This window comes from Kouleothrix sp., from assembly GCF_046328425.1.
Taxonomy (GTDB): domain Bacteria; phylum Chloroflexota; class Chloroflexia; order Chloroflexales; family Roseiflexaceae; genus Kouleothrix.
On sequence record NZ_JAXLWP010000023.1, the window covers coordinates 103,032 to 116,561 of the forward strand.

Below are 13,530 nucleotides of genomic sequence, written 5' to 3' on the forward strand. Positions count from 1 at the left end.
CACCCTTCGCCTTCGGCAGAGCGGTACTTTTTCATGTTTGATGCTCAGCAGGGGCCAGGGGGCGCAGCCCCCGAAGAAAATCTCCTTCCTTTGATCAATCCGATAGGATTGCTATAAGAATGCCTGAGGCGTATGATTCAAGCGCTGATCTCCGGATTTGCCTACCCGCTGCGCGCGCTTGCGCTGCTGCGGCGCACGCCACGGCTGTGGCGCTATGTGCTGGTGCCGATCGTCGTGAACCTATTAGTCGGCGCGACGCTCTACGCCACGCTGCTGTTCGCCGGCCTGCGCGCGATCGACGGCATGGTAGTGGGGCTGCCGGCCTGGGCCGCCGCGTTCGGCGCGCTGCTGCGCCTGCTGCTGCTGGCCGGCCTGCTGGTCGGCACGGCGTTTGTGCTGGTGCGCTTTGGCGTGGTGCTGGGCGCGCCCTGGTACGCCCGCATGTCCGACCAGATCGAGCTGGCGCGCCGTGGCGTGCTGCCCGCCGCCGATGATGGCGCCGGCGCTGCGCTGCGCGACCTTGGGCGCGCGCTGGCCTTCGAGCTGAAGAAGCTGCTGCTGGTGCTGCCAATCGGCGCCGCCCTGCTGCTGCTGAGCTTTGTCCCGGTGGCTGGCCAGATCCTCGCGACCGCCGGCGGTATCGCGCTTGGCGCGACGATCGCCTGCCTCGATTTCCTCGATTACCCGCTTGAGCGCCGCCGCCTGAGCTTCCGCGCGAAGCTCGGCGCGATCCGCCGCCACCTGCCCGCCACCGCTGGTTTCGGCCTGGTGGCGCTTGGCCTCGTCAGCATCCCGTTGATCAACCTGCTGGCCATCCCGCTGTGTGTCGCGGCTGGCACCCTGCTGTTCTGCGACGCCATGCACGAGCTGCGCTGACGCGGCGCCCGCGCAGGCCCTCCGCGCCTCGTACCAAGCTCCTTATACCAACTCCGTTTGATTACTTGTGTTTTCTTGTGCGGCGCCCGGCAAAGCCGGGCGCCGCACAAGAAAGAAATTCGCGGGCGGCGAAGCCGCCCCGAACCCCCACCATAATCCAAGCGATCAGCCGGATGTGGTATGATCACACTTCGTTCATCGCGCACATCTTTTGTTGGGGCATTCAGATTAGGATCTATGGGCTATGGCGCACGGCTACGCATATGTGTAGCATGAGCGCTACGTGCCGCTTGTACCAGATTGATATGCCGTGCTGTCGCAACCTGTGACGCCTGCCGGGAGGATGCATGCGCGCTTTTCGTTTGTTCTCCATTATTGCCCTTTTTGTGCTCTCGGCTGCCGCCGTCGCCGCGCGGCCGGCGAGCGGGCCGCAGCTCGACCTTCAACGCACCGGCGTCCTGGCGGCTGCGCCCGGCCTCGCGGCCAGCCCCGTAGCCGGCTACGCAATCATCCAGTTCGCCGGCCCGATCGCCACCGCCGACCGCGCCGCGCTCGAGGCGACCGGCGCGGCGATCCTCGAATACCTGCCTGATTTCGCCTACCTGGTGCGCGGCACCCCCGAGCAGCTCGACGCTGCCGCGCGCGTGCCGCACGTGTATGCGCGGCAGCCATTCACCGCGGCCGATAAGCTGGCGCCCGCGCTGTTGCGCGCGCTTGCCGCGGGCGCGGGCGGCTTTGGCGCGCTGCGCGTGCTGCCCTGGCCCGGCCAGGAGCAGGAGCTTGGCAGCCAGCTGCGCGCCGCCGCGCTGCGCCCCGATACCCCCGCCGACGCGGCCGCGCTGCTGCGGCTCGCCGCGCTGCCGGCCGCGCGCTGGATCGAACCGGCCGGCAGCCCGCGCCTGCTCAACGATGTCGCGCGCAAGATCATGCACGTCGATAATGCCTGGCAGGCGCGCGGCCTGTATGGCGCCGGCCAGACGATCGCGATCGCCGACTCGGGGCTCGATACCGGCAGCGCGGCCACGCTCAGCCCCGATTTCGCCGGCCGCCTGGTGGCCGCCCACGTGATGGCCCAGAATGGCGACCTCGCCGACCAGCTCGGCCATGGCACCCACGTGGCCGGGTCGGCCGTGGGCGCGGGCGTGCAGTCCGGCGCCAAGCCGGCCCAGCATAGCTACACCGGCTCGTTCGCGGGCGTCGCGCCCGAGGCCGGCATCGTCATCCAGGCCTTCGAGACCGATGCCGAAAATCACCTGGTCGGCCTCGACCCCGACTACTACAAGCTGTTCGCGCAGGCCTACGGCGACGGCGCGCGCCTGCACAGCGATAGCTGGGGCGACACGACTGGCCCGGCCAGCGACCTGGCCGCCGAGTATGGCGGCTACCCCTCGGCATCGCAGCGCACCGACCAGTTCGTGTGGGAGCACCCCGACATGGCGATCTTCTTCGCCGCCGGCAACGAGGGCCGCGACGGTACGCCCAGCGGCGAGTTTAACTTCTGCTTCAATGGCGACGGCGTCGTCGACCCCGACTCGCTGCTCGCGCCCGGCACCGCCAAGAACGTCGTCACCGTCGGCGCATCCGAGGGCGACCGCACCAGCGGCGGCGCGAGCCAGCTGCTGTGGGTCTACTTCAGCAAGAACTTCTGCCTCTCGGCCGATCCGATCGCCTCCGACCCCGTGTCGAACAACGCCAGCGGCCTTGCCGCGTTTTCCTCGCGCGGGCCGGCCGACGACGGCCGCACCAAGCCCGATCTCGTCGCGCCTGGCACCAACATCATCTCGAACCGCTCGCACGACGCCAGCGCCGGCGCGCTGTGGGGCGAGTATAACCGCGACTACGTCTACTCCGGTGGCACCTCGATGTCGACGCCGATGGTGGCCGGCGCCGGCGCGCTGGTGCGCCAGTGGCTTACTATGCGCGGCATCGCCGGCCCATCCGCCGCCGCTGTGAAGGCGGTGCTGCTGAACACCACCGCCAACATTGCGCCCGGCCAGTACGGCACCGGCAAGTACCTCGAGATCCCCGCCGATCGGCCGAACAACGCCGAGGGCTGGGGCCGCGCCGATCTGGCCTTTCTTTCCGCCGCCCCGCCCTACACGCTCTGGGTCGACGACCACACCCAGGGCATTGGCACCGGCGAAACTGTCGACTACACCTCGTCGGCGGCGCGCTCGCTCGACGTGCTCGACAGCTCGCAGCCGCTGCGGATCATGCTAGCCTGGAGCGATCCGCCCGCCTCGCTTTCCGCCAAGCGCCAGCTGGTGAACGACCTCGACCTGGTAGTGACCGGCCCCGGCAACACTACCTATTTCGGCAATGGCGGCAGCGGCGATCACCTGAATAATGTTGAGGGCCTGGTGATCGAGAAGCCCGCCGTAGGCCGCTACACCATCCAGGTGAAGGGCTACAACGTGCCGATCAAAAGCCAGCCCTACGCGCTGGCCGTGGGCGGCGCGCTCAGCAATGCCGGCCAGCTGATGATCAGCAAAAGCGCCAGCCCGGCGGTCGAGGTGGCGCCCGGCGCCCTGATTACGTATACGCTCTCGCTGAGCGCCAACCGCGCGGTGACGCAGGCCGCCACCATCAGCGACGCGCTGCCCGAGTACACCAGCTTTGTCAGCGCCTCGAATGGCGGCAAGCTCAGCAACAAGACGGTGAAGTGGTCGGTCGCGCCATTCGCGGCCGGGGCGACGATCCTGCGCACGCTGGTGGTGCGCGTCGATGCCGATGCCCCAGCCGGCGCGCCGATTGTCAACGCCGACTACCACGCGGCCGACGGCGCCGACCTTCAGGGCGATGGCGCGCCGGTGAGCGTGCGCGTGAAGGGGGTGGCAGCGGCCGGCGGCGCGCTGGTGTACGTGCCGCTGGCGCGGCGCTGAGCGTCTTTTCAATCGGCTGGGGCTGTGCTCGGGGGCGGCGGTGCCGCCCCCATTTTTGTGCGCTTGTTTCGGCTGGCCGCGCGCGGGCGTTTTTTTGTACTGCTTTTTGTCCTGCTAAGCTGCCCCACTCGGCCGGCCGCGCGTGGTGTAATAGGGCTAGAACGAAATCGCACACGTGGAAGAAAGGACAGCCCTATGAAAACGAACATGCAGTTCAACCCGCCGCTGCTGCGCACATCGCGCGGACGCCACCTGCTCGAGGCGCTGGCCGTACTTGTGCTGATCGTCGCGGTCGCGCTGGGCATCTCGTACTCGATGACCCGCCGCGTCGCGCCGGCGACGCCGGTGGTAGCGAACGACCCGGCCGCGCCGAGCGTGATGGGCTACATCCGCGCGCACGAGGCACTGCTGCCTGCCGTGGCGAGCGACCCGGCCGCGCCGAGCGTGATGGGCTACATCCGCGCGCACGAGGCACTGCTGCCTGCGGTGGCGAACGACCCGGCCGCGCCGAGCGTGATGGGCTACATCCGCGCGCACGAGGCACTGCTGCCTGCGGTGGCGAATGACCCGGCCGCGCCGGGCGTGATGGGCTACATCCGCGCGCACGAGGCACTGCTGCCTGTGGTAGCGAACGACCCGGCGACGCAGAGCGTGCTCGACTACATCCGCCAGCACGGCAGCTTCAGCACCACGCCCACCGATCCGTCGCTGCAGAGCGTGCTGAGCTACATCCAGGCGCACCAGGCGCTGCTGCTGGCGCCGGGCGCTGCCACTGTCGCGCCCGACCCGGCGACGCAGAGCGTGCTGAGCTACATCCGCCAGCACAGCGGCCTTGGCGCCGCCCCGGCCGACCCGGCGACGCAGAGCGTGCTCGACTATATTCGGCGGCACAATAACTAACAGGGGTGGTATAAACCGAGACCTCGCTCCCGTAAGGGAAGCGAGGTCTTTGTTGTTTTGCGGCAGGCGAGCGCGGCGCCGAGCTGCTCACCACTGGCGCTGCGACGCGCCAGAGTGGCGCACAATCGTGCGGCCGTTGTCTTCGCCAGGCTCGTAGGCCGACTGCACCGCCACGCGGCCCGGCCCGAACAGCCGCAGCCACAGGTGGCGGTGGCTCCACGACATCCACGGGCTCCACGAGGCCGTGCCGGGGTACTCGAAGTGCAGCTGCATCTGCACCGTCGGGTCCTTGAAGAGCAGCGCCTTTGGCTGCACCAGGATCGCCTGCCCCGGCGCGAGCGTGCGAACAAAGGCGTTGCCGCCGGCGTGCAGCAGCAGCAGGCCCGGCCGCTGCGGCGCGGCAAAGCGATCCATAAACATGCCCAGCGGGTAGTGCGTCTCGGTCTCGTCGCCGTTCTTGGTGGTGAACCAGATGTTGCTCTGAAACCAGTCGTAGGTCACGTGGTTCGTCGCCACCAGGAACAGGTGCTCGCGCACGTCGATCGCCTGGCCCGGCTGGAGCGGCAGCGCGATCAGCTCGCCCGGCGCGTCGCGCGAGAATGCGATATGGCCCGGCCCCTGGGCCTGCGCCATGATGATCGGCAGGCCGGCGAGCATGCGCTTCCAGGCGCCCTTCAGCGGCAGCGCGCCGATCTGCACCTGCGTATCCATCCACAGCAGCACGTGGTGCGCGAAGTACACGCTGTCGCCCGCCGCCAGGCTCATGTCGGCCACCGGCACGTACGTGCCTTCGATCTGGCAGAACGAGTCGCCGAACTGGATCTTGGCCATGTCGCGCCGGCCGGGCAGCTCGGTCCAGCCCGAGCGCGTGACGATCTTGCGCACGTCGACCGAGACACCGCAGCCGGGGCAGCTGAGCGCCGTGCCATCGCTGACGGTATTGCACCAGGGGCAGGTGTATGTTCTTGATGCTGTCAATGCTGGCTCTTTTCGCTACGTAGCTTGCACAGCCGGCGTTGCGTGCGCCTCGCCCTGCGCCCTCCCCGCGTCGCGGGGAGGGCGCAGAGGGTGAAGGAAACGACAATCACTCCGTCGAATGATGAACATACATCGACTGGATGCCGACGCGCCCGGGGCCGGTCATGCGCGCCAGGTTCATGCTCTGGCCGCCGAACCAGCCGGTCGTCAGCTGCTGCGGCTGCACATCCATCGTCACGGTCGCGTCTTTGTACAGAAACGCGCCCGGCTCCACCAGGATGCTCTCGCCGGGCTTGAGCGTGCGCTCAAACACATTGCCGTAGCCGTGCAGGATCAGCAGCCCCGGCTCGTTCGACGTCACGAAGCGATCCATGAACATGCCCTGGCCGCCGAACAAAATATTGCGCAGCCCCTTGACCCGCACGAACGAGTAGTTGATATGGTGCGAGGCCAGCAGAAACGCGTGCTCGCGCACGTCGAGCTCCATGCCGGGGTGCAGCGGCAGCACCACCAGCTCGCCGGTCTGGTCGCGCGAGAACGCCACCCGGCCAGGGCCCTGCGCCACGCTGACGATAAACGGCATGCCCGCCAGCACGCGCTTCATGCCGCCCTGCAGCGGAAGCACGCCCATGGGCGTGTTGTCGTCTTTCCACAGCAGCACGTGGTGTTCAAAGAACACGCCGTCGCCGTGGGCCAGGCTCAGCTCGGCCACCGGCACGATCTCGCCCTCCACCTGGCACGTGCTGCTGCCAAAGTGGATCTCGGCCATGTCGCGGATGCGCGGCGCCTCGCGCCAGCCCGACTCGCTCACCAGGTCGGCGATGTCGAGCGGCGCGGCGCACGATCGGCAGTTCAGCGCGGTCTTCTCGTTCATCGACTGGCACCACTGGCATTGGATGCGCTGGATCGGCTCCAGGGGGTCGGGCGCGGGGCGCGCCTGGGGCGCTGGGGCGGGCGCGGCGGCGAGCAGCGCCCCGTCGAATGTGCAAAACTTCTGGCTGTCGTCTGCTGGGCGGCCACAGCTCGGGCAATGCTTCATCGAGACCTCCGGTCGGTTGCGGGCGCGAATGTTCCTGATCGTGAGCCTAGGGGTGGGAGATAAAGTGGAGATGAGCAGAATCTAAGCGGCGGATGAGGCGCGGCGGCGCGGCCGTATGCAGCGCCGCCGCTGTGAGGCAACAGCGGCGGCGCGGCCCAAGCCCGGCAGATATCGTCAGGCGGCGATCTCTTCGGCGCGGGGGGCCAGCAAGATCTCGCGCAGGAACTCGCCGGTGTGCGAGCCCTCGACGCGGGCGATCTGCTCGGGGGTGCCCTCGCCGACGACCATGCCGCCGCCGTCGCCGCCCTCCGGCCCCATGTCGATCAGCCAGTCGGCGGTCTTGATCACGTCGAGGCTGTGCTCGATCACCACCACGGTATTGCCGGCGTCCACAAGGCGGTGCAGCACTTCAAGCAGCCGCTGCACGTCGGCGAAGTGCAGGCCGGTGGTCGGCTCGTCGAGGATGTAGACGGTGCGGCCGGTGGCGACGCGCGCCAGCTCTTTGGCCAGCTTCACGCGCTGGGCCTCGCCGCCCGAGAGCGTGGTGGCCGGCTGGCCGAGCGCGATGTAGTCGAGCCCGACGTCGTGCAGCGTCTTGAGGATGCGCTTGATCCGCGGCACGCTGTCGAAGAACTCCAGCGCCGTCTGCACGTCCATCTCGAGCACGTCGGCGATGCTCTTGCCCTTGTACTTCACCTGCAGCGTCTCGCGGTTGTAGCGCTTGCCCTTGCACACGTCGCAGCGCACCCACACGTCGGCCAGGAACTGCATATCGATGCGCTTCTCGCCGTTGCCCTCGCAGGCCTCGCAGCGCCCGCCCTTCAGGTTGAACGAGAAGCGCCCGGCCTCGTAGCCGCGCAGCTTGGCCTCGTTGGTTTTGGCGAACAGGTCGCGGATCAGGTCGAAAAGCTTGACATACGTGGCCGGGTTCGAGCGCGGCGTGCGGCCGATCGGCTGCTGGTCGATGTCGATCACCTTGTCGAGGTACTCGAGGCCCTTGAGCGCGCGGTACGGGCCGTGCTTGAGCTGGGCCTTGTTCAGGCGGTTTGCCAGCGCCGGGTAGAGCGTCTCGGTGATCAGCGACGATTTGCCCGAGCCCGACACGCCGGTGATGCACACAAACGTGCCGAGCGGCAGGCGCACGCTCACGTCGCGCAGGTTGTTCATCGTCGCGCCCTCGATCTCGAGCCACTCCGGGCTGTCGGGCAGCTTCGCGGCCTTGGGCGCCTTCTTGCCGCGCGGCCGCAGATCGGCCACCTCCGGGTGGTCGCCCAGCAGGCGTGCGGTGCGGCGCGTGGCCGGGATGGCGATCTCGAGCTTGCCGGCGAGGTACGCGCCCGTCTGCGACTCGCGCACCTGCGCCACCTGGCTGGGCGAGCCGGCGGCCACCACCGCGCCGCCCTTCACCCCGGCGCCGGGGCCGAAGTCGATCAGGTAGTCGGCCTCCTGCATGGTCTCGAGGTCGTGCTCGACCACGATCACGGTGTTGCCCAGGTCGCGCAGCTTGATCAGCGTATTCAGCAGCTTGCGGTTGTCGCGCTGGTGCAGGCCAATGCTCGGCTCGTCGAGGATATACATCACGCCCACCAGCCCCGATCCGATCTGCGAGGCCAGGCGGATGCGCTGGGCTTCGCCGCCCGAGAGCGTCGGCGCCGGGCGGTGCAGCGTCAGGTAGTGCAGGCCGACGTTCAGCAGGAAGCCCAGGCGCTCGCGGATCTCTTTCAGGATCTCGCCGGCGATCTCGAGCTGGTAGGGCGTCAGCGGGCCGGCCGACGCAGGACGAAGGGCAAAGGATGCATCGAGCAGCTGGCCGTTTCCGTGGCCATTGCTACCTATAGAATCAGATTCCTTTCGATTGCGCATACCTTCGTCTTTGGTCTTTTGTCCTTCGTCATCTCCGGAAAGGCTCAGTGCCCAGTCGTGCGCCTCTTTCACATTCAGCTCGCACACCGTCTTGATGCTCAGCTCGCCGACCGTAACGGCCAGGCTTTCGGGGCGCAGCCGCGCGCCGCGGCAGGCTGGGCAGGGCTGCTCGCTCATGTACGAGGCGTACATCTCGCGCGTCCAGTCGCTGTCGGTCTGGTGGTAGCGCCGGGTGATCTCGCTGGCCAGGCCCTCCCACGGCCGCATGAACTCGCCGCGCGAGCCGCTCGAGTCGCTCCAGCTGAAGCGCACCTTCTCCTTGCCGCTGCCGTGGATGATCACCTGGCGGGCGCGCTCGGGCATCTGCTCCCACGGCGTGTCGAGCTCGAAGCCATACTGGCGGCCGATCGACTGCAGGCAGCGGTAGGCCCACGAGTCCTTCTTCTTGCGCAGCTCGCCCCAGTAGGGCACCGCGCCGTCGTGCAGCGTCAGCGCCGGGTTCGGCACCAGCAGCTCAGGGTCGAGCTCGAGCCGCGTGCCCAGGCCGCTGCAGCTGGGGCAGGCGCCCTGCGGCGCGTTGAACGAGAACATCTGCGGCGACAGCTCGGGGAACGAGATCCCGCAGCTGGTGCAGGTGTTCTCCTCGCTCATCAGCCACTCCTCGGCCGCAGCAGCGCCGAGCGCCGCAGACCGATCGCCGTTTGCCTCGGCATCAGCCGGCTCTTGGCTCCTGGCTTGAATGCTGATCAGCACCATGCCCTCGCCCACGCGCAGCGCCTGCTCGATGCTGTCGGTCAGCCGTGTCACGAACGCGCCCCACTCGTCCTGCTCGACCTCCTGCGCCTTGCCCTTGAGGGACGAAGGACGGAGGACGGAGGACGAAGATGTGTCACTTGCAGCGGATGACTCAGCTTTGGTCTTTCGTCTCCCATCTTTTGTCGGCATTGCCAGGCGATCGACCACCACCTCGATCGTGTGCTTGACCTTTTTATTGAGCTTGATCTCCTGGCTCAGATCCATCATCTGGCCGTCGACGCGCACGCGCACAAAGCCCTCGGCCTTGGCCTCGGCAAAAACGTCCTTGTACTCGCCCTTGCGCTGCGACACCAGCGGCGCCAGCACCATGAAGCGCGTCTGCGCCGGCAGCGTCAGCACCCGGTTGACGATCTGCTCAGCGCTCTGCGAGCCGACCTCGCGGCCGCACTGGTGGCAGTGCGGCTTGCCCACCCGCGCGAACAAGAGGCGCATGTAGTCGTAGATCTCGGTGACGGTGCCGACCGTCGAGCGCGGGTTTTTCGAGGCGCTTTTCTGCTCGATCGCGATCGCCGGCGAGAGCCCGCCGATGTAGTCGACCTTGGGCTTCTCCATCTGGCCCAGGAACTGCCGCGCGTAGGCCGAGAGCGACTCGACGTAGCGGCGCTGGCCCTCGGCGTAGAGCGTGTCGAAGGCCAGCGACGACTTGCCCGAGCCCGAGACGCCCGTCAGCACTACGAGCTGATCGCGCGGGATCTCGATGTCTACATTCTTCAGGTTGTGCTCGCGGGCGCCTTTGATGACGATCTTGTCCTTCGACATAGCTGCTCTTCCTGGCTCTTCTACAAGATAAAACGCCGCTTCTGCGGGCGCCTGCGCTCCGATGCGGCGTCGTAAATCTGAACGGGTGTGCGAGAAACAAGTATAGCACTGGCGCTGGAAGCCGTCAAAGCTGCCTGGCGCCGCATGGTACTACGCAGCCGCGCGCGCTTTGGACGCATCCGCCGCGCGGTTGGCCTGCTAGAGTCTAGCAGAAAATGCGGAAAGATTCGGCCCTGATTGCAGCCGACATTGCGAGGTGGTGTGGGGGCTTAGGCGATGATGTGGACTTTCCGAGACCCTTAGTGCAGGCTACCGCAGGTTCGATCCGATGTTTCAGGACGAAGGACGGAAGACGAAACAGCGCCGTCTTTCGCCTTCCCTTGTTTCAGGACGAAGGACGGAAGACGAAACAGCGCCGTCCTTCGTCTTCCGTCTTTCGTCAAACCCGGTTCGGAGGTGTGATAGCTGCTCTTAGTGCGCGTTTTCCTTGGCCTCGTACTCGATCTCGTAGATCGGCACGGGCTCCTGCTTGCCCTTGAGGTGCACCGGCTCGCTCTTGCGGATGGGCCATGGCGCGTGCCAGTGCGGCGGCAGCGCGTCGATCAGCTGCCCGGTGGCGATGATCTGGCCGGCGTGGGCAATGCCGTTCAGGCGGCTGGCGGTGTTCACGACATCGCCGATCAGCGTATAATCCATGCGCTGCTCCGAGCCAATGTTGCCCACCACCGCGCGGCCATACGCGATGCCAATGCCCATGCCGATGTCGCGCCGCAGCTCGCTGCGCCAGCGGCTGCGCAGCTCGGCGAAGGCGCGCTGCAGGTCGACGGCCGCCAGCAGCGCGCGCTGCACGTCGTCGTCGCGCACGATCGGGCTGCCGAACACGCCGATCAGCCCGTCGCCCAGGAATTTGTCGATCGTGCCGCCGTGGCGGTGCAGCGCGTCGGTCATCGCCGTGAAGTAGCGGTTCAGCACCTGCTCGACCAGCACGCGCGGCGGCAGGCCCTCGGTGAGCGCGGTGTAGCCGCGGATGTCCGCGAAGATCACCACCAGGTCGCGCTCGACTGGCGCGCCGATGTCGCCGCCGCCGGCTAGCACCTCCTCGACCACCTGGGGCGAGACGTAGCGGCGGAACACGCTGCGCAGGCGCTCTTGCTCGCGGCGCTCCAGCTCTTTGATCGCGGTGATATCTTGCAGCACCGTCACCCGGCCGATCAGCTCGTCGTCGGCGCCGCGCACCGGCGCCACGCTGATGCTGAACGTCTCGCCCTGCGGCAGCACGACCTCGTTCAGCGGGTGCGGGCCGTGGCCGTTGCGCTGGCCGCTGAGCGCGTGCAGCAGATCGCTCTGGCCGATCAGCCGGTCGATCGGCTGCTGCTCGGCGTGATCCTGGATGCCCAGGCGCTCGTGCGCGGCGCGGTTGGCCAGCAGCAGCCGGTCGTCGGTGCCGATCAGCAGGATGGGGTCGGCCGCGCCGCCCAGCACCGCGTCGAGCGTGCTGCGCTCTTCGGCCACCTCGCGGTACAGCCTGGCGTTCTCGAGCACCTGCGCCAGCAGGCTCGTCACCGTCTCGAGCAGCGTCTGCTCGGCCTGGCCGAACTGGCGCGCGCGGCCGGTCAGGTCGAGCACCAGCGTGCCAATGCGCCGGCCGGCGTTGAGCAGCGGCGCCAGCACCAGCGTATCGATGTGGCCGTGTGCCAGCAGCTCGCGCACCGGCGCGAGCTGCTCGTCGTGAGTGCCTGCGCCGATCACCTGGACAGTGCGGATGTCGAGCGCGGCCAAGTCGTGCAGCGGCAGCGGGAAGCGCAACTGCGCGCCGGAGCTGGCGGGCTGGGCGCTGTGCGTCACCACGCGCAGGCCACCGCGCCGCTCGTCGCCAAGCATCACAATGCCGCACTGCTCGATGCCGAAGATCGCCGCGACGGCCGCCGCCGCAATGCGTAAGTTGGCGCTGGCGTCGAGCTGGGCGGTGATCGCCACCGACATGGAGTTGACGTGGCCAAGCTGGCGCACCCGCCGCTGCTCGGTGTCGAACAGCTGCGCATTTTCGAGCGCCACGCCCAGCTGGCCCGAGAGCGTGTCGAGCAGGCGGATGTCGTTCGGGCCAAACGCGCCAGAGCTGGCGCTCTCGACGTTCAGCACGCCAAAAACCTCGCGCGCCGTCAGGATCGGCACCGCCAGCTGCGAGCGCGTGTCGTCGCCGCTGATCGACACGCTGCTGCGCGCGTCGGCGCGGATATCGGCCACGCACAGCGGCTCCTGCTGCATGGCCGCGTGCCCGGCAATGCCCTGGCCGATCGGCAGGCGCCGGCCCATGCGCGACTCTTCGTCGGCGATGCCGGCCACCGCGCGCACCACCAGGTCGTCGTTGTCGCGCAGCAGGATCGTCACGCTGGGGTAGCCGAATGTCAGGTGCACCAGGTAGGCCACCAGCCGCACCAGCTGCTCGGGCCGCATCAGCTCGGTCAGCAGCCGGCTCACCTGGTTGATGCGCTGCAGCTCCTCGTTGCGGCGCTCGAGCAGGTCGTTCTGGGTGCGTGTCAGCCGGAACAGCTCGGCGTTCTCCAGCGCGATCGCGCTCTGCGCCGCCACCGAGTCGAGCAGGCTGAGGTGCTCGGGCGTGAAGTAGCCGGGGGTGTGGTGCACCAGCGTGATCACGCCCAGCACGCGGTCTTCGCGCACGATCGGCACCGCCGCGACGCTGCGCACCATCTGCTGGTGCGCGGTCGTGGCGACCCAGCGCGTGTCGTCGCGCGTGTCGAGAATAATCGCCGGCTCGTGCTCGCGCAGCACCCAGCCGGCAATGCCGTCGCGCAGGATGTCGGCCGGCACGACCTTGGGGCGGTTGCGGATGCTCGAAAACAGGCGCGGCTGCTGGTCGGTGGTGAGGATGATGCTTGCGCGCACCGCGCCGACCGCGTCGGCGAGCTTGTCGAGGAAGTGCGTCAGCAGCTCTTCAAGGTCGAGCGTGGTGCCAAGCTCGCGCGTCAGGTGCAGCAGCAGCTCGGTCTTGCGCTGCTCGGCGCGCAGCGAGCGCTGGCTGCGCTGCAGCCGCAGCATCGCGCGCACGCGCGCAAGCAGCTCGGCAAACTCAACCGGCTTCACCAGAAAATCGTCGGCGCCGGCGTCGAGTGCCATCACCTTCGACTTCGGGTCGTTGCGCGCGGTGACGAGTATGACCGGCACAAACGGCTTGTCGGGCTGCGCCTTGATCCGCTCGGTCACTTCCTGGCCGTTGATGCCCGGCAGCATCAGGTCCATCAGCACAAGGTCGGGCGTGACCAGATCCATATAGGCCAGCGCTTCTTCGCCAGTCGACGCGGTCGAGACGCGGTAGCCAGTCTCGTTCAGCAGCAGCTGCAGCATCCGGCGTATGCTGGCGTCGTCGTCGACGACCAAGATATGCGCTTGCTCGGCCAT

Annotated in this window: 7 protein-coding genes; 3 read left to right on the forward strand and 4 right to left on the reverse strand. The window is 67.9% G+C overall.

Annotation, left to right across the window (positions count from 1 at the left end; all coding sequences use genetic code 11):
• Nucleotides 1-132 precede the first annotated feature (132 nt).
• The 3 genes from U0177_RS20515 (at nucleotide 133) to U0177_RS20525 (ending at nucleotide 4,658) form a co-directional block, all read left to right on the forward strand.
• On the forward strand, nucleotides 133-876 hold the full coding sequence (locus U0177_RS20515) for an EI24 domain-containing protein (RefSeq protein WP_409572530.1): 744 nt from the start codon (nucleotides 133-135) through the stop codon (nucleotides 874-876).
• Nucleotides 877-1,223: 347 nt separating this feature from the next.
• Nucleotides 1,224-3,758: a S8 family serine peptidase gene (locus U0177_RS20520; RefSeq protein WP_409572531.1), complete on the forward strand. Its 2,535-nt coding sequence runs from the start codon at nucleotides 1,224-1,226 to the stop codon at nucleotides 3,756-3,758.
• A gap of 195 nt (nucleotides 3,759-3,953) precedes the next feature.
• Nucleotides 3,954-4,658, forward strand: coding sequence for a hypothetical protein (locus U0177_RS20525; protein WP_409572532.1), 705 nt, complete (start codon nucleotides 3,954-3,956; stop codon nucleotides 4,656-4,658).
• 87 nt (nucleotides 4,659-4,745) lie between these two features.
• Here the strand turns inward: U0177_RS20525 and U0177_RS20530 are convergent, their stop codons facing one another.
• The 4 genes from U0177_RS20530 to U0177_RS20545 all read right to left on the reverse strand — a co-directional run bounded on the left by U0177_RS20530 (nucleotide 4,746) and on the right by U0177_RS20545 (nucleotide 13,530).
• Nucleotides 4,746-5,636 carry an AIM24 family protein gene (locus U0177_RS20530; RefSeq protein ID WP_409572533.1) on the reverse strand — a complete coding sequence of 297 codons (891 nt, stop codon included), beginning with the start codon at nucleotides 5,634-5,636 and terminating at the stop codon, nucleotides 4,746-4,748.
• Between the two features lie 106 nt (nucleotides 5,637-5,742).
• Nucleotides 5,743-6,675 (reverse strand): AIM24 family protein, encoded by a 933-nt coding sequence (locus U0177_RS20535; protein WP_409572534.1) that lies wholly within the window; start codon nucleotides 6,673-6,675, stop codon nucleotides 5,743-5,745.
• 174 nt (nucleotides 6,676-6,849) lie between these two features.
• Nucleotides 6,850-10,113, reverse strand: a complete 3,264-nt coding sequence (locus U0177_RS20540; RefSeq protein ID WP_409572535.1) for an excinuclease ABC subunit UvrA — start codon at nucleotides 10,111-10,113, stop codon at nucleotides 6,850-6,852.
• Nucleotides 10,114-10,584: 471 nt separating this feature from the next.
• On the reverse strand, nucleotides 10,585-13,530 hold the full coding sequence (locus U0177_RS20545) for a GAF domain-containing protein (RefSeq protein ID WP_409572536.1): 2,946 nt from the start codon (nucleotides 13,528-13,530) through the stop codon (nucleotides 10,585-10,587).